At 74.6% G+C, this 15,331-nt stretch carries 17 protein-coding genes; 13 read left to right on the forward strand and 4 right to left on the reverse strand.

What is annotated here, in order from left to right; translation table 11 throughout:
* Positions 1-428 precede the first annotated feature (428 nt).
* The 3 genes from MF406_RS08020 to MF406_RS08030 all read left to right on the forward strand — a co-directional run bounded on the left by MF406_RS08020 (position 429) and on the right by MF406_RS08030 (position 2,178).
* The gene (locus MF406_RS08020) at positions 429-1,241 is read left to right on the forward strand and encodes an aminoglycoside 6-adenylyltransferase (protein WP_242897505.1); all 813 of its coding nucleotides are present in this window, start codon (positions 429-431) and stop codon (positions 1,239-1,241) included.
* A 278-nt stretch (positions 1,242-1,519) separates the two neighbouring features.
* Positions 1,520-1,771, forward strand: a complete 252-nt coding sequence (locus MF406_RS08025) for a type II toxin-antitoxin system Phd/YefM family antitoxin (protein WP_242897506.1) — start codon at positions 1,520-1,522, stop codon at positions 1,769-1,771.
* Entirely contained in the window at positions 1,771-2,178 is a 408-nt protein-coding gene (locus MF406_RS08030) for a type II toxin-antitoxin system VapC family toxin (protein ID WP_242897507.1), read from the forward strand. The genes MF406_RS08025 and MF406_RS08030 overlap by 1 nt, the downstream gene beginning before the upstream one ends.
* Before the next feature lie 188 nt (positions 2,179-2,366).
* On the opposite strand, the gene MF406_RS08035 is transcribed toward MF406_RS08030, so the two are convergent.
* Positions 2,367-2,645, reverse strand: a complete 279-nt coding sequence (locus MF406_RS08035) for a type II toxin-antitoxin system Phd/YefM family antitoxin (RefSeq protein WP_242897508.1) — start codon at positions 2,643-2,645, stop codon at positions 2,367-2,369.
* A gap of 158 nt (positions 2,646-2,803) precedes the next feature.
* Here MF406_RS08035 and arc point away from each other — a divergent pair, with 158 nt between their 5' ends.
* From arc to MF406_RS08060, 5 genes are all read left to right on the forward strand, one after another.
* The gene (gene arc, locus MF406_RS08040; RefSeq protein WP_242897509.1) at positions 2,804-4,639 is read left to right on the forward strand and encodes a proteasome ATPase; all 1,836 of its coding nucleotides are present in this window, start codon (positions 2,804-2,806) and stop codon (positions 4,637-4,639) included.
* 13 nt (positions 4,640-4,652) lie between these two features.
* Entirely contained in the window at positions 4,653-6,278 is a 1,626-nt protein-coding gene (dop, locus tag MF406_RS08045; RefSeq protein WP_305852996.1) for a depupylase/deamidase Dop, read from the forward strand.
* A 28-nt stretch (positions 6,279-6,306) separates the two neighbouring features.
* On the forward strand, positions 6,307-6,498 hold the full coding sequence (locus tag MF406_RS08050) for a ubiquitin-like protein Pup (RefSeq protein ID WP_242897510.1): 192 nt from the start codon (positions 6,307-6,309) through the stop codon (positions 6,496-6,498).
* Positions 6,495-7,916, forward strand: a complete 1,422-nt coding sequence (gene pafA / locus MF406_RS08055; RefSeq protein WP_242897511.1) for a Pup--protein ligase — start codon at positions 6,495-6,497, stop codon at positions 7,914-7,916. The genes MF406_RS08050 and pafA overlap by 4 nt, the downstream gene beginning before the upstream one ends.
* A gap of 119 nt (positions 7,917-8,035) precedes the next feature.
* Positions 8,036-9,061 (forward strand): FKBP-type peptidyl-prolyl cis-trans isomerase, encoded by a 1,026-nt coding sequence (locus MF406_RS08060; RefSeq protein WP_242897512.1) that lies wholly within the window; start codon positions 8,036-8,038, stop codon positions 9,059-9,061.
* 12 nt (positions 9,062-9,073) lie between these two features.
* On the opposite strand, the gene MF406_RS08065 is transcribed toward MF406_RS08060, so the two are convergent.
* Positions 9,074-9,694, reverse strand: coding sequence for a uridine kinase (locus MF406_RS08065; RefSeq protein ID WP_242897513.1), 621 nt, complete (start codon positions 9,692-9,694; stop codon positions 9,074-9,076).
* 59 nt (positions 9,695-9,753) lie between these two features.
* Between MF406_RS08065 and hisF the strand changes: the two genes are divergently transcribed.
* Positions 9,754-10,524 carry an imidazole glycerol phosphate synthase subunit HisF gene (hisF, locus tag MF406_RS08070; RefSeq protein WP_242897514.1) on the forward strand — a complete coding sequence of 257 codons (771 nt, stop codon included), beginning with the start codon at positions 9,754-9,756 and terminating at the stop codon, positions 10,522-10,524.
* 97 nt (positions 10,525-10,621) lie between these two features.
* On the opposite strand, the gene MF406_RS08075 is transcribed toward hisF, so the two are convergent.
* Positions 10,622-12,109, reverse strand: coding sequence for a hypothetical protein (locus MF406_RS08075; RefSeq protein WP_242897515.1), 1,488 nt, complete (start codon positions 12,107-12,109; stop codon positions 10,622-10,624).
* Positions 12,110-12,145: 36 nt separating this feature from the next.
* Complete coding sequence (locus MF406_RS08080; RefSeq protein ID WP_242897516.1) at positions 12,146-12,958, reverse strand: UvrD-helicase domain-containing protein; 813 nt, start codon at positions 12,956-12,958, stop codon at positions 12,146-12,148.
* A gap of 291 nt (positions 12,959-13,249) precedes the next feature.
* Here MF406_RS08080 and MF406_RS08085 point away from each other — a divergent pair, with 291 nt between their 5' ends.
* From MF406_RS08085 to MF406_RS08100, 4 genes are all read left to right on the forward strand, one after another.
* Positions 13,250-13,447, forward strand: coding sequence for a hypothetical protein (locus MF406_RS08085; RefSeq protein ID WP_242897517.1), 198 nt, complete (start codon positions 13,250-13,252; stop codon positions 13,445-13,447).
* Between the two features lie 224 nt (positions 13,448-13,671).
* Positions 13,672-14,505: a siderophore-interacting protein gene (locus tag MF406_RS08090; protein ID WP_242897518.1), complete on the forward strand. Its 834-nt coding sequence runs from the start codon at positions 13,672-13,674 to the stop codon at positions 14,503-14,505.
* Positions 14,506-14,540: 35 nt separating this feature from the next.
* A complete protein-coding gene (locus MF406_RS08095) occupies positions 14,541-14,963 on the forward strand; it encodes a hypothetical protein (protein WP_242897519.1) in 423 nt (140 codons plus the stop codon).
* Complete coding sequence (locus MF406_RS08100; protein WP_242897520.1) at positions 14,960-15,325, forward strand: DUF5615 family PIN-like protein; 366 nt, start codon at positions 14,960-14,962, stop codon at positions 15,323-15,325. Before MF406_RS08095 ends, MF406_RS08100 begins: the two co-directional genes overlap by 4 nt.
* Positions 15,326-15,331: the final 6 nt, after the last annotated feature.

The following is a 15,331-nucleotide window of genomic DNA, read 5'->3' on the forward strand; positions in this document are numbered from 1 at the left end:
GCGGGTAGTTAGGCACTCAAGCTAATATCGACACGCCGGATGCCGGTACCGGCCGAGAGTGATCGATGCAGCGCTTGATCGTGCGCTGATCGATGCGGGAGCGGTGGTGATTGAGGGCGCAAGGGCGAGTGGCAAGACCATTACCGCGCCGCATCCTGCGGGCTCCTATTCGTTCATCGATGACGTTGACGTGCGACGCGCGTTGGAGGTCGCGCCAGGCTCGATTCTTGAGGATGAGCGAAGAGCGCCGAGCAGGAGCACGCGCGACAGCGGGCGGCAGAACGGGCGCAGCAGCTCCACGACCCATTCGAGCACGACCTCCACCGCCACGACCCACGCCGCGAGGGCCAGCGCGAGGCTTGTAGGAGATGACAGGGTTCCCGAGCGAGGAGGACCGCGTCCTGGAGTGGCGATGAGAGAATCGAGGGATGGACTACTCGTGTGCGCTAGAAGCCTTGATCCGGTGGGCGCAGGGCCACACTGACGTTCGGGCGCTCGTGCTGACCGGATCGGCCGCCGCCGAAGCCGCACATCCGCTCTCCGACCGGGATATCGAAGTGTTCACCACGGACGTCGAGGCGCTTCTGCGAGACGAGTCGTGGTGGAGTGACCTCGGCGAAGTGCTCGTCGTCGAACGGCTCGAAGACGGCGGCGGCAACCCGACCCGCCTGATCTACTATGCGGGCGGCAAGCTCGACTTCACCCTGCTACCCGCGCCGCGTCTGACCGGTCGAGTGTATGCGCGCCCGTTCCGGGTGCTGCTCGACAAAGACGGCGCTGCCGCGACCGCCTCACTGTCCACGTCCTCCCGAGAGCCGCCCTCGCCGCCCTCGGCGGCAGAGTTCGAGGAGTCGATCAACTGGGCGTGGGCGGCTGCCCTGATGCAGGCCAAGGCCATCGTGCGCGACGAGCCGTGGTCAGCGAAACTACGCGACCAAGACCTGAAAGCCGAACTGCTGCGGATGATTGAATGGGATCACCATGCCCAGCACGGCGCAGGGCTCGACACCCGCTACCTTGGCACGAGGATGCGACAGTGGATGGACACCGATATCCAGCACGCTCTCGAACACTGCTGGGGCGGCCTCGACGGTGACGACTCGACACGGGCGCTCCTCGCGACCACCGAGCTGTACCGCACCCTCGCCGAGCGCACCGCCACAGCGCTCGGTCTCCCGCGCTTCGACCACGAGCGAGTCGAAGCCGAAATGCATACCATCCTCGACTTCCACTCCGCCTGAACAACGACCATCCACGTGCGTCGCCGCCCAGCGATAGAGAACTGCAGGACGAAGCCGATCAGGGCACGCCTACTTTCGCGGACCTACAGAGTTCTCCGCTCGGTGCAACAACATTGAGCTGCGTCAGTCCGATGGGATCAGTGAGCGTGCAGCGCGCGCGATCTTCGCCAGATCCTCGTCAGGGTGGAGCCGCCACTACCTCCGCGTCGCGCCGCCCCGGCACCCCAGACGGTGGTGCGGGAGCAAAGCATGCTACGCATCGTGCTACACTCGCGCATGTGGCTACCATCACGCATCGCGAACTACGCAACAACTCCGCCGACATCCTGCGCCGTGTCGCCGCCGGGGAGGCGATGGAGGTGACGAACCGCGGCGTCGTCGTCGCCTATCTCTCTCCTGCCGCGACTCCGGTGCTGCCATTCCCGGTATCGCGGCCCGCTCGGCGAAGCGGCGGTTGGTCGGCGCTCCCGAAGGTCGCGCTCGGTCGTTCCGTGAGTGAGATTGTCGATGACGAGCGCGAGGATCGCTGATGACGGCTGCTGCATCGACGCCAGTGCAGGTGGTCTATCTCGACACCTCGGCGGCGGTGAAGCTCATCAGCGACGAGCGGGAGTCGGACGGACTGCGCAGCTACCTGGACGAAGGGATGGCTGTGGTCTCCAGTGATCTCCTGGAGACCGAGCTACGCCGGATCGGTATGCGCCACCGCATCGATCAGGTACTGATCACCGCCGTCCTTGACGGCGTGACGTTGACCCCACTGACGAGGGACCAGTTCCGCAAAGCGGGCCTGTACCCGCAGGTCGGCCTGCGCAGTCTCGATGCGCTGCACCTCGCCGGTGCACTGGGTATCGAGGCGGCGGCGATCCTGACCTACGACACCAGGCTCGCCGAGGCTGCCCGTGCGAACGGACTGAAGGTCGTCGCGCCGGAGTAAGACACACCGAACTCGACACGCTCAGGTATTCAGGACACCGCGGTCAGCTCGCGCCGAGCGCCTGGCCGACCCGGCGCGGATTCTCCGCGAGCGCAGATGAACGTCGGCACCGCGGCGACGTATCGGCGGGATTCGCCCCAGGTCGGGCGTCGCAGACGAGGTCACCAGACCCTCGTAGGGCATACTGCTCAACCCTTCGCGGGTCGACACAGCCGCGCGCGGACCTCCGCCTCGGACAGCGTCCCGCCGGCCTCGGCCGCGGCGCGGCCGTTGTCGACGTCGGCGCGCACGCCGTCGAGGGAGAGCCAGAACAGCGTCTCCTGCAGGGCCTCCCACTCCTCCGCCGAGACCAGCACCACGGCCGGCCGGCCGTCCCTCGTGATGGTCACGGCCGTGCGGCTGCTGACCACCTGGTCGACCAGGTCGTCCAGCCGCGCCGCCGCGGCACTGATCGGGACGGTGGGCATGCCCTCGACGGTAGACCCAGATCCGCGCCGTTCCTAGCCCCTTCCCAGACCTGCGCACGGTCTGCCGCCACGGCCGCCCGCACGTGACGTGCCCCACCCCTCCCCGCACGCCGGAGGCGGCCGGCCTACCCTGGGAGGGTCGGCAGGAGAGGACGGACATGCCCCAGGTGGACCGGTACAGCGAGGCGCGGGCCCGCGAGCTCGAGCAGCAGGCGATCTCGCTGGCCAGCAAGAACGAGCGGCTCGCCCAGGCCCTCGACACCGCCCGGCAGCGCCTGGTCCAGCTCCAGGACCAGCTGGACTCCGTCGCCAAGCCCCCCGGCTCCTACGGCACCTTCTTCGCCGCCGACCTCGAGGAGCGCGAGGCCGACGTCTTCGTCGGCGGCCGAAAGATGCGCGTCGCCGCCTCCGCCGCCGTCCCGCTCGGCGCGCTGCGGCCCGGCCAGGAGGTCCGCCTGAACGAGCAGCTGCTGCTCGTCGGCGCCGGGAGCTTCGACACCACCGGCGAGATCGTCACCGTCAAGGAGGTCCTGGACGGGGACCGCGTGCTCGTCCTGGCCCGCAGCGACGACGAGCGGGTGATGCGCCTGGCCGGCCCGCTGCTCACCGAGCGGGTCCGGGTGGGGGATGCACTGACCGCCGACATACGCACCGGGTTCCTCACCGGCCGGGTGGTGCGCTCGGAGGTCGAGGAGCTCCTGCTGGAGGAGACCCCGGACACCGACTACAGCGACATCGGCGGCCTCGGCCCGCAGATCGAGCAGATCCGGGACACCGTCGAGCTGCCGTTCCTCCACCCCGGCCTCTACCGCGAGCACGGCCTCAAGCCGCCCAAGGGCGTGCTGCTGTACGGCCCGCCCGGGTGCGGCAAGACCCTGATCGCCAAGGCCGTGGCGACCTCGCTGGCCACCACCGCCGCCCGCCGTCGGGAAGAGGAGGACGGCGACGCCCGCCCCACCGGCTCCCCGCGCAGCTACTTCCTCAACATCAAGGGCCCCGAGCTGCTCAACAAATACGTCGGCGAGACCGAGCGGCAGATCCGGGTCATCTTCGCCCGCGCCCGGGAGAAGGCCGCGCAGGGCATCCCGGTGGTCATCTTCTTCGACGAGATGGAGTCCCTCTTCCGCACCCGCGGCACCGGGGTCTCCTCCGACGTCGAGACCACGATCGTCCCCCAGCTCCTCAGCGAGATCGACGGGGTGGAGAAGCTGGAGAACGTCATCATCATCGGCGCCTCCAACCGCGAGGACATGATCGACCCCGCGATCCTGCGCCCCGGCCGCCTGGACGTGAAGATCAAGGTCGAGCGCCCGGACGCCGACGGCGCCCGGGAGATCTTCGCCAAGTACCTCACCCCCGACCTGCCGCTGCACCCCGGCGAGCTCGCCCGGCACGACGGCGACCCGGTCGCCACCGTGGCCGCCATGGTCGCGACCACCGTCGAGGCGCTCTACGGCACCGGGCCGGAGAACGAGTTCCTCGAGGTGACCTACGCCGGCGGGGACAAGGAGGTCCTGTACATCAAGGACTTCGCCTCCGGCGCGATGATCGCCAACATCGTCGACCGGGCCAAGAAGCGGGCCATCAAGGACCTGCTCGCCACCGGTGAGCGGGGCCTGCGCACAGAGCACCTGCTCGCCGCGCTGGCCGCGGAGATGCGGGAGAACGAGGACCTGCCCAACACCACCAACCCCGACGAGTGGGCCCGGGTCAGCGGCAAGAAGGGGGAGCGGATCACCTACATCCGCACCCTCAGCCCCGCCCGCGCGCCGGGCGCGGTCGCCGGCGGCCGCGCCCTGGCCGGCACCGGGCTGCCGGGCGACGTCGGCACCGGGCTGCCGGGCGACGTCGGCACCGGGCTGCCGGGCGACGGCGGCCCTGGCCTGCCCGACGTCAGCCCGGCTCCCGCCAACGGCGCGACCGGCCCGGCCGACGTCGGGAATGCGCCCGCGGAGGACATCGAGACCATCACCCCCACCCCCGGGTACCTGTGAGGGCGGCCGGCAGATGAGCGTGCACCGCCCGATGGGCATCGAGACCGAGTACGGCCTGATCGAGCCCGGCAACCCCGACGCCAACCCGATCGAGCTCGCCACCCACGTGGTCACCGCCTACGCCGGGGCGGCGCTGCGCGGGGCGCCGGTGCGGTGGGACTACGCCGGGGAGGACCCGCTCGCCGACGCCCGCGGCTTCCGGCTGGACCGGGCCGCGGCGCACCCCTCCCAGCTCACCGACGACCCCACCGCCCCCGCCCCGCCGGCCGGCGACGGCGACGGCGCCCGGGCGCGGACCACCACCCTGCGCCGGCCCAGCGCGGCCGAGCTCGCCCTGCCCACCGCGGCCAACGCCGTGCTGACCAACGGCGCCCGCCTCTACGTCGACCACGCCCACCCGGAGTACTCCAGCCCCGAGGTCACCAGCCCGCTGGACGCGGTGCGCTGGGACCGGGCCGGGGAGAGCGTCATGCGCCGCGCCATGGACGCCCTCCGGGCCACCCCCACCGCGCCCGCCGTCGTGCTGTACAAGAACAACGTCGACGGCAAGGGCGCGGCCTACGGCACCCACGAGAACTACCTGGTCAGCCGGGACGTCGCCTTCGGCGACCTGGTCCGCTACCTCACCCCGTTCTTCGTCACCCGGCCGGTCTTCTGCGGCGCCGGCCGGGTCGGGCTGGGCCAGCGCAGCGAGCGGCCCGGGTTCCAGATCGCCCAGCGCGCGGACTACGTGGAGAACGACGTCGGCCTGGAGACCACCTTCAACCGGCCCATCATCAACACCCGGGACGAGCCGCACGCCGACCCCACCCGGTACCGCCGGCTGCACGTCATCGGCGGGGACGCCAACCTGTTCGACGTCTCCACCTACCTCAAGACGGGCACCACCGCCCTGCTGCTGTGGCTGCTGGAGAACGGCGGGGCGCCCCTGGCGCTGGACGCGCTTGCCCTGGCCAACCCGGTGGGGGAGACCTGGGCGGTCAGCCACGACCCGGGCCTGACCCACCGGCTCACCCTCGCCGACGGCCGGGAGATGACCGCCCTGCAGATCCAGGGCGCGTACCTGGAGATCGTCGACGACGCCGTGCGCCGCGCCGCCGGGCCGGCCGGGGTGGACCCGGCCACCGCCGACGTCCTGGCCCGGTGGGCCGGCGTGCTCGACCGGCTGGCCACCGACCGGGCCTCCGCCGCCGCCGAGGTGGAGTGGGTCGCCAAGCTCGAGCTGCTCGAGGGCATGCGCCGGCGCGAGGCCCTGCCCTGGGACCACCCCAAGCTCCGGGCGCTGGACCTGCAGTGGGCGGACCTGCGCCCGGAGCGGTCCATCGTCGCCCGGCTGGCCGCCGCCGGCCGGGTCGAGCGGCTGGTGACCGACGCCGACGTGGCCGCCGCCGAGCACACCCCGCCGGCCGACACCCGGGCGTGGTTCCGCGGGGAGGTCGTGGCCCGGTACCCCGGGCAGGTGGCCGGGGCGAGCTGGGAGTCGGTCGTGCTGGACCTGCCCGGCGCCGACCACCTCGTCCGGGTGCCGATGACCGACCCGCTGCGCGGCACCCGCGCGCACGTCGGCGCGCTGCTGGCGGGGGCCGAGACCGCCGCGGAGCTGGTCGAGGCGCTCACCGGGCGGGCGCCCGCGTCGTAACCTGGCCAGGACACAAGGAGGAACAGCCATGGCAGAGCAGGAGCAGCGGCGCACCACCCGGCGGGAGGACCCCGGGCCCGAGCCCGTCGGCCCGCCGGTGACCGCCGCGGCCCAGGTCCGCACCCAGGAGGTCGACAGCCTCCTCGACGAGATCGACTCCGTCCTGGAGGCCAACGCCGAGTCCTTCGTGCAGGGCTTCGTGCAGAAGGGCGGGCAGTGACCCCCCGCCGGATCTTCGGCATCGAGACGGAGTACGGCATCACCTGCGCCCGGCCCCCGGCCGGGCGCACCGGTGCGGGGGACGGGGCCGCCGCCGGGGACGGGGCGGCGGCGCAGGTGTCCGCCGACGACGCCGCCCGGTACCTCTTCCGCCGGGTCGTCGCCTTCGGCCGGTCCTCCAACGTCTTCCTGCGCAACGGGGCGCGGCTCTACCTCGACGTCGGCTCGCACCCGGAGTACGCCTCCGCCGAGTGCGACGACGTCCACCAGCTCGTCGCCAACGACCGGGCCGGGGCGGCGATCCTGGACGAGATGACCGTCGAGGCGAACGCCCAGCTCGCCCAGGACGGCGTCGCCGGCACCATCCACCTGTTCAAGAACAACGTCGACTCCGCCGGGAACTCCTTCGGCTGCCACGAGAACTACCTGGTGCGCCGCCGTCGGGACTTCCACGACATGGCCACCGCCCTGGTGCCGTTCTTCGTCACCCGGCAGGTCCTCACCGGCGCCGGGCACCTCCGACGGCGGCCGGGCGGCGGCGTCGCCTACGCCTTCTCCCAGCGGGCGGACCAGATGTGGGACGCGATGAGCTCGGCGACCACCCGCTCCCGGCCCATCATCAACACCCGCGACGAGCCGCACGCCGACGCCGACCGGTACCGGCGGATGCACGTCATCGTCGGGGACTCCTCGGTGGCCGAGACCACCACCATGCTCAAGGTCGGGATGACCGACCTGCTGCTCGGCCTCCTCGAGGACGGCGGCAAGGTCAAGGACCTCGCCCTCGCCGAGCCCATGCGCGCCATCCGGGAGATCTCCACCGACCTCACCGCCGCCGGTCCGGTGGAGCTGGCGAGCGGGCGGCGGATGAGCCCGGTGCAGATCCAGGAGGAGTACCTGACCCGGGTGCGGGCCTACCTCGACGACGGCGGCCACGAGCCCACCGCGGTCCAGCGCCGGGTGCTGGACCTGTGGGAGCGGGGCCTGCACGCGCTGCGCACCGCCGACCCCAGCGGCGTGGAGACCGAGCTCGACTGGGCCATCAAGGCCCGCCTCCTGGGCCGGTACCGGGACAAGCACCGGCTGGCCCTGGATGACCCGCGGGTCGCCCGCCTGGCCCTGGCCTACCACGACATCTCCCCGGTGCACGGCCTCGCCGCCTCGCTGGAGCAGCGCGGCCTGATGGCCCGGCTGACCACCGAGGCGGAGGTGGCCGAGGCCGTCGTCCGGCCGCCCGCCACCACCCGGGCGAGGCTCCGCGGGGAGTTCGTCGCTGCCGCCCAGGACCGCCGCCGGGACATCACGGTGGACTGGGTGCACCTGAAGATCAACGACGCCGCCCAGCGCACCGTGGTGCTGAAGGACCCCTTCGCCGCCACCGACGAGCGCGTCGACGCCCTGCTCGCCGCCCTGGAGTGACCGGGCCGACGCGCGCAGGGCGCGCCCGGCCGGCCGCTGGGCAGCCTCGTCGGCCCGGCAGCCCCGCCCGCGCCCGCCCGGTCGGCCGTCGTCGTCGCCGGTCGACGTAGGCTGCCCCGGTGGAGCCCAGCACGTCCGCCCGCCCGCGACCCACCCGCCGCCGGCCGGCCGCCGGCCGCCGGCTCCCGGCCCGCCGCCGGCTCCCGGCCCGTCGCCGGCTCACCGTGCTCCTCGCGCTGCTCCTCGCCGTCGTCCTCACCGCCTGCACCTCGAGCGCGCCCGAGGAGGACCCCACCACGCCGCCGGTCGAGGTCACCGGGAGCTTCGGCTCCGTCCCCGTCGTCACCTTCACCCCGCCGCTCCCGCTGACCGAGTCCTCGGTGCAGACCCTCATCGAGGGGGACGGCCGCGAGCTCGCCGAGGGCGAGCCGATCCTGGTCACGCTCACCGCCTACGACGGCCAGGACGGCGAGCTCATGGAGGGCCGGGAGATCGGCGTCGCGCGCACGATGACGCTCACCCCGGAGGACGTCGGGGAGGACCTGTACCCGGTGCTGCTCGGCAGCCGGGAGGGCAGCCGGCTGCTCGTCGAGCAGCCGATCTCCGAGGACGGGGTCGACCGGATGCTCGTCCTGGTCATCGACGTGCGCTACACCCGGGCCCGCGGGGAGCCGGTCGAGCCGCCGGACGGCATGCCCGCCGTCGCGCTCGCCGACGACGGCGCCCCCACCATCACCGTCCCCGACGGCGAGCCGCCGGACCGGCTGCGGGTGGCCCCGCTCGTCCGCGGCGACGGCGCCCAGGTGCGTCCCGGCCAGGACGTCACCATCCAGTACACCGGCATGGCCTGGGAGACCGGCGCGCCGTACGACTCCACCTGGGCCACCGGCAAGGTGCCGCAGACGGTCGCCATCGACGAGACCTTCCCGGGCCTGCGGGACGGGCTGGTGGACCAGACGGTGGGCTCCCAGGTCCTCCTGGTCATCCCGCCGGCGCAGGCCCAGGGGACCGACACCCTGGTGCTCGTGGTCGACATCCTCGCCGTCGCCGGCGGGGACGAGGACGCCCTGGTCAGCCCGACGCCGGCGCCGTCGGCGGAGCAACCGGCGGAGCAACCGTCGGGGGAGCAGCCGTCAGGGGAGTAGCCGTCGCCCCGGTCAGCCGGTGGCGACCACCACGTCGGCCGCCGCCCGGGCGTCCCGCTCGTCCAGCAGCGCCTGCTCCTGCGCCGCCCACCCATCCCACCGGTGCGCCCAGGTTCCGCCGTCCCGCTCCAGCGCCCGCCGGTGCCGCACGGGCTCCGGCGCCTCCAGCCAGACCAGGACGTCCACGGAGGGGGCGAGCACGGCCGAGCCGGCGCCGCACCCCTCCACCACCAGCACCTCCGGCACCGGCGTCCCGGGCGGCGGCACGGCCCGCACGCCGTCGACCCGCCCGGCGTGCCAGTCGTAGGCCCGGTACCGGCCCGGGCGGCCCCGGCGGAGCGGGCCGAGCACGCCGTCGGCCACCTCCGCCAGGCCCGCGGCGAGCCCGTCCCAGCCCCGGTAGGCGTCCTCCAGGGCGAGCAGCCCCACGGCGCCGGTCCGGGGCCGGTCCCGGGCGAGAACGTCGACGAGCGCGGCCGCCAGCGCCGACTTCCCGGCCCCGGAGCGGCCGTCGATCCCCACCACCAGCGGCCGGCCCCGGTGCCGCGCGCCCGGCTCGGCCGCCCGGACCGCGGCCAGCACCGCGGGCGGGACGGCCCCGGCGGCGGCCTGCGGCCGGTCCTGGACGCTCACCCCCGGGACGCTACCGGGCGGCTACCGTGGGCGGCGGATTGCGGCGGGAGGAGGCGTCGGTGGGTGTGGCGGTGCGGGTGATCCCCTGCCTGGACGTGGCGGACGGACGCGTGGTCAAGGGCGTGAACTTCCGCGGCCTGCGCGACGCCGGCGACCCCGTCGAGCTCGCCCGCCGCTACGACGCCGAGGGCGCGGACGAGATCACCTTCCTCGACGTCTCCGCCTCCGCCGAGGGCCGGGCCACCACGCTGGAGGTGGTGGCCCGCACCGCCGAGGAGGTCTTCGTCCCGCTCACCGTCGGCGGCGGCGTCCGGGGCGTGGAGCACGTCGACCAGCTGCTCAAGGCCGGCGCGGACAAGGTGGGCGTCAACACCGCGGCGATCGCCCGGCCCGAGCTGATCAGCGAGGTCGCCCAGCGGTTCGGCAACCAGGTCCTGGTGCTCTCCGTCGACGCCCGCCGGTGCACAGGGCCGACCCGGACGCCGTCGGGCTACGAGGTGACCACCCACGGCGGGCGCCGCGGCACCGGCATCGACGCCGTGGCGTGGGCGGCCCGGGGCGCCGAGCTCGGCGCCGGGGAGATCCTGCTCAACTCCATGGACGCCGACGGCACCACCGACGGCTTCGACCTGCAGATGATCGACGACGTCCGCCCCCGGGTCGCCGTGCCGCTGATCGCCTCCGGCGGCGCCGGCACGCCCGAGCACTTCGCGGCCGCCGCCCGGCACGGCGCCGACGCCGTGCTGGCGGCCTCCGTCTTCCACTTCGGCACCCTCAGCATCGCCCAGGTGAAGGAGCACCTGCGGGCCGCCGGCGTCCCGGTGCGCTGAGCCGAGGCGCCGTCGGCCGGCCACGCTCCCGCCCGGCGCGGTCGGGAACGCTCCCGCCCGGCGCCGTCGGGCCCGGCCGGCAGCGGACCCGGCGCCGTCAGGCCGCCGGCAGCCCGGCGAGCACCGCCGGCGGCTCGCCGGTGTGCACGACGGTCAGCGCCCGCGTGGTCCGGGTCAGGGCGACGTACAGGTCGTTCAGCCCCCGGGGTCCGGCCAGGATCCCGGCCGGCTCGGCCACCACGACCGCGTCGAACTCCAGGCCCTTCGCCTGCGCCGGGGACACCACGACCGTCTCCGCCCGCAGGTCCACCGGCCCGGCGGCGCCCAGCGCCGCGGCGAGCGGCCGCACCAGCGCCGCCGGCGCGATCACCGCGGTCCGGTCCCCGCGCCGTCGGGCCTCGGCGACGGCGTCCCGGACCGCGTCCGCCAGGCCGCCGGCGGCCACCGGCACCCGGACCGGGACGGCGCCGGTCGACCGGGCGCTCACCGGGGCCGCCGCGCCGGGGTCGAGGGCCCGCAGCGCCGGGGCGGCGGCCGCCATCACCTCCGCCGGGGTGCGGTAACTGACGGTGAGCCGGCCCTGCCGGACCCGGGCGGCGGTGTGCGGCGCCAGCGCCGCCGCCCAGGAGGTCACCGCCGTCGGGCCGCTCGCCTGGTGCACGTCCCCGACGACGGTCATCGACCCGGCCGGGCAGCGCCGGAACAGGGCCCGCCAGGTCATCGCCGAGAGCTCCTGCGCCTCGTCCACGATGACGTGGCCGTACACCCAGGACCGGTCGGCGGCGGCCCGCTCGGCGAAGGTGCGGTGCTCGGGCGCCCCGTGCCGGTCGGCCAGCTCGGTGCCGCTGAGCAGCGCCCCGCCCGGCACGGCGTCGCCGTCGGCGTCCTCGGCCAGCAGGTCGTGCTCCCGCAGCACCTGCCGGGCGAAGCGGGCCGCGTCCCGGCGCTGCCGCTCGGCCCGGGACCGCGCGTCGGTGTCGTCCACGCCCAGCAGCTCGGCGGCCTCGTCGAGCAGGGCGACGTCCCCGGCCGACCAGCCGGCCCCCCGCTCCCGCCGCAGCCGGGCCCGGGCGCCGTCGTCCAGGAGCCCCGCGGCCGCGGCGGCCAGCCGGTCCTCGTCGGCGAACAGGTCCGCGAGCAGCTCCTCGGGGGTGAGCAGCGGCCAGAGGTCCTCCACCGCCGCGGCAACGCCGGGGTCGGCGATCAGCTCGCGCTCGACCAGCGGCACCTCGTGGGTCGCGACCGTCCCGTCCACCTGGCTGCCGACGGCGTCCACCCGGGCGAAGACGGCGTCCGGCGCCCGGGCGAGGGCGGCGTCGGCCCGGGCCAGCTCCTCCTCCAGCCCGTCCTCGACGTCCTGGAGCAGGCGGTACCCGGCGCCGGCCACCTCCAGCACCAGGGCCCGGAGGACCTCGGCCCGGAAGAGGCGCCGCGCCCCGTTGTGGGTCCGCTCGGACCGGCGGGCGCGCTCGCCGGCGTCCCGGAGCAGATCGGCGGGCAGGTGGTAGGCCTCGCCGTCGAAGGTGACCTCGACGCCGTCGGCGGCCTGCCGGGCGCGGACGGCCCGGGCCAGCACCTCGGCCATCACCAGGCTGCCCTTGACCGCGGTGGTCTCCGGGTCCTACGGCCGGTCCGGGACGACGCCGGGGTAGAGCTCCTCGGGCGTGGTGAGCACCACCTGGGTCTCGCCGAGCGAGGGCAGCACCTGCTCGATGTAGTCCAGGAAGGTCGGCGTCGGGCCGACGACGAGCACCCCCTGGCGGGCGACGGTCGGCCGGGCGTAGAGCAGGTACGCGGCGCGGTGCAGCGCCACGGCGGTCTTGCCGGTGCCGGGGCCGCCCTGGACCACCAGCACCCCGTCGGCGTCGGCGCGGACGATCTCGTCCTGCTCGGCCTGCAGGGTGGTGACGATGTCCTTCATCCGGCCGGTGCGGTGCTCGGCCAGGGCGGCCATCAGCGCGCCCTCGCCCTGCAGCGGCAGCGCGCCGGGGGCGGCGTCGAGGTCGAGGAGCTCGTCCTCCAGGCCGGTCACCCGCCGGGCGCTGGTGCGCAGGTGCCGGCGCCGCCGCACGCCGTGGTTGTCCGCCGGCGTGGCCAGGTAGAACGCCCGCGACCCGGGCGCGCGCCAGTCCAGCAGCAGCGGGGTGCGCTCCGGCGCCGGGCCGCGCAGCCCGGTGCGGCCGACGTAGCGGACCTGCCCCTCGGCCAGGTCCAGCCGGCCGAAGCAGAGCCCCTCCTCGGCACGGTCGAGGGTCGCGGCACGCTCGGTGAGCCGGTCGACCTGGGCCTCCCGGTCGACCAGGTCCCGGGCGGAGCCGCCGCGGGCCCGCAGCGCCCGGTCCAGCTCGCCGGCGACCTGCGCGCGGAGCTCGTCCACCCGGGCGTACAGGCGGTCCAGGTGCTGCTGCTCGTGGTCGAGCTCGGACGGCGTCATCGGAACCTCTCCCTCGGGGACGGAGGGGCCAACGGTCGGCGGGCGGGCGGTGTTCCGTCAACCGCCCGACTGGGAGCGGGCGACGACGGCGGGCCGGGCGCGCGGCATCGCGGCGGGCGCCGCTGGCCTCGGCGCCCGTCGGTCTCGGCGCGCGTCGGTCTCGGTGCCCGTCGGCCGCGGTGCCCGTCGGCCGCGGTGCCCGTCGGCCGCGGCGCCCACCGGCTGTGAGCCCGCGACAGCGGGGCGAGCCGGGCATAGTGTCGAGGCACCCCTCAGCGAAGGAGCCCGACGATGACGAACACTCCGAACACCCCGATCATCCCGCCCGACGAGAGCCGCCCGGGCCACTTCCCCGCCGACACCGACCCGCTCCTCGGCGGCGACGACGACGACCAGCCGCTGGACCCCGACCGCGACGAGAATCAGGTCGACAGCGCCGACGCGGACCGGCAGGCCGCGACGGAGGGCACCCTCGACACCGACCGGTAACGGCCGGCGCTCGGGCAGCGGCGGGCCGCGGGTGGGCCGGACCCGGCGCTCGAGCAGCAGCGGGCCGCGCGGGCGGGCCGGGCGCCGTCGTCGTGCCCGAGGTGCGTCATCCGGGCACGTGTGCCGCGGACGGTGGGCGCACGCGGTGACGGATGCGGCCAGGGGTTGCTGGGGCGGCAGCGCCTCACGCTAGGTTAGGAGTACCTAACGCAGACGAGGACGCCATGGCCCGCACAGGCATGAGCGCCACCCGGGTCAAGCCCGCGGTGGCGCAGCTCCTGACGCTGCACGTGCTGCGCAGCGAGCGCATCTCGCCGAGCTTCGTGCGCGTCACCCTCGGCGGGGGCGAGGTCGAGCGGTTCGCCCCGATGGGCTTCGACCAGTGGTTCCGGCTGTTCCTGCCGGTGTCGGACGCCTCGCTGTCGCGCCTGCCGAACAGGCTCGACACGCTGGCGTACCTGCGGTACCTCGCGATCGCCAGGACCGACCGTCCGGTGCTGCGCAACTACACCGTCCGGGCCTTCCGCGACCACGGTCCCGACGGCGCCGAGCTCGACGTCGACTTCGTCCTGCACGGCTCCGTCGCCGACGGCACCTCCGGTCCCGCGGCGGCCTGGGCGCAGACCTGCCGCCGCGGCGACGCCGTCGCGATCCTCGACGAGGGGATCACCTTCCACCCCCCGGAGCACCTGCTCCGCCGCGTGAGGGTCGTCGTCGACGAGACCGGGCTGCCGGCCGCCGCGGGCATCCTTTCCTCCCTCCCGCGCGACGCCGCCGGCGTCGCGGTGCTCGAGATCCCGGAGCGGGGCGACGCCCAGGACCTCACCCCGCCCGAGCACGTCACCGTCGAGTGGGTGGTCCGCGAGGAGCCGGATGCCGTGCCCGGCGCCGCGGCGCTCGCCCGCGCCGTCGCCGAACCCCTCGACCACCCGTTCTACGGCTGGATCGCCGGCGAGCAGCGCCTGGCCACCGAGCTGCGCCGCCACTGGGTGCGCTCCGGCGCCGCAAAGACCGACGTCACCTTCGGCGGCTACTGGAAGTCCCGCGCCCGCCACTGAGGTCCGTCAGCGGGCGGGCGCACTACCGTTAGCGCATGGCTGGCATGCCACTTTCCATCCGGTTCGACCCGGCATTGCTGGACCGTTTGCGCCGCGGAGCCGCAGGGCGGGGAACGACACCGTCGGGCCTTGCGCAGCGGCTCGTCGACGAGGGCCTGCGCTCCCAGGAGTTTCCCGGCACCGTGTTCCGCGATGGCCCGTCCGGTCGCCGGGCCGGTCTCGCGGTCGGGCCTGATCTATGGGAGGTGGTAGCGGCGCTGCGCGACTCGGAGCTGCGCGGAGACGGCGCCGTCGAGGTGGCCGCCAGGGACATGGACCTCCCGCTCGGGATGGTGCGAATGGCGCTGGCCTACTACGGCGCCTACCCCGAGGAGATCGACACCGAGATCGCCGAGAACGAGCGCGCGTCCGAGGAGGGCCTGCGGTCGTGGGAGTCGCAGCAGCGGCTCCTGGCATGACGTGGCGCCTGCTGCTCGACGAGCACTGCTCCAAGGCGATCGCCGCCTCCTTGCGTCAGCTCGGGCACGACGTCGGGGTTGCGGTCGCCGATCCAGAGCTGGGCGGGGCGAGCGACCCTGGCCTGTTCCGGTGGGCCGCCGAGGCGGGACGCCGGATCGTCACTGAGAGCACCAAGGACTTCCGGCCGCTGCTGCTGCGGGCCACCACGTCAGGTGCTCCGGCGGCACCGTTCCTGCTCGTCCCGCCTCGACGGTTCCCCCGAGGACGTGGGGACCGCACGGCCGCGATCGCCGCGGCGCTCCAGGCCTGGCTCGCCCACCCCGATGCGGACCGGCGACCCGTCGAAGACTGGCTGGTGTAGCAACGT

This window comes from Georgenia sp. TF02-10 (assembly GCF_022759505.1).
Taxonomy (GTDB): domain Bacteria; phylum Actinomycetota; class Actinomycetes; order Actinomycetales; family Actinomycetaceae; genus TF02-10.

Excerpts from the sequence above, each read along its gene's own strand:
- MF406_RS08090 (WP_242897518.1), top strand. The coding sequence starts at position 13,672 with ATGGCCCGCACAGGCATGAGCGCCACCCGGGTCAAGCCCGCGGTGGCG.
- MF406_RS08085 (WP_242897517.1), top strand. The coding sequence starts at position 13,250 with ATGACGAACACTCCGAACACCCCGATCATCCCGCCCGACGAGAGCCGC.
- dop (WP_305852996.1), top strand. The coding sequence starts at position 4,653 with ATGAGCGTGCACCGCCCGATGGGCATCGAGACCGAGTACGGCCTGATC.
- MF406_RS08050 (WP_242897510.1), top strand. The coding sequence starts at position 6,307 with ATGGCAGAGCAGGAGCAGCGGCGCACCACCCGGCGGGAGGACCCCGGG.
- MF406_RS08080 (WP_242897516.1), bottom strand. The coding sequence starts at position 12,958 with ATGACGCCGTCCGAGCTCGACCACGAGCAGCAGCACCTGGACCGCCTG.
- MF406_RS08020 (WP_242897505.1), top strand. The coding sequence starts at position 429 with ATGGACTACTCGTGTGCGCTAGAAGCCTTGATCCGGTGGGCGCAGGGC.
- MF406_RS08035 (WP_242897508.1), bottom strand. The coding sequence starts at position 2,645 with ATGCCCACCGTCCCGATCAGTGCCGCGGCGGCGCGGCTGGACGACCTG.
- MF406_RS08095 (WP_242897519.1), top strand. The coding sequence starts at position 14,541 with ATGGCTGGCATGCCACTTTCCATCCGGTTCGACCCGGCATTGCTGGAC.
- MF406_RS08030 (WP_242897507.1), top strand. The coding sequence starts at position 1,771 with ATGACGGCTGCTGCATCGACGCCAGTGCAGGTGGTCTATCTCGACACC.
- MF406_RS08100 (WP_242897520.1), top strand. The coding sequence starts at position 14,960 with ATGACGTGGCGCCTGCTGCTCGACGAGCACTGCTCCAAGGCGATCGCC.
- MF406_RS08075 (WP_242897515.1), bottom strand. The coding sequence starts at position 12,109 with ATGGCCGAGGTGCTGGCCCGGGCCGTCCGCGCCCGGCAGGCCGCCGAC.
- arc (WP_242897509.1), top strand. The coding sequence starts at position 2,804 with ATGCCCCAGGTGGACCGGTACAGCGAGGCGCGGGCCCGCGAGCTCGAG.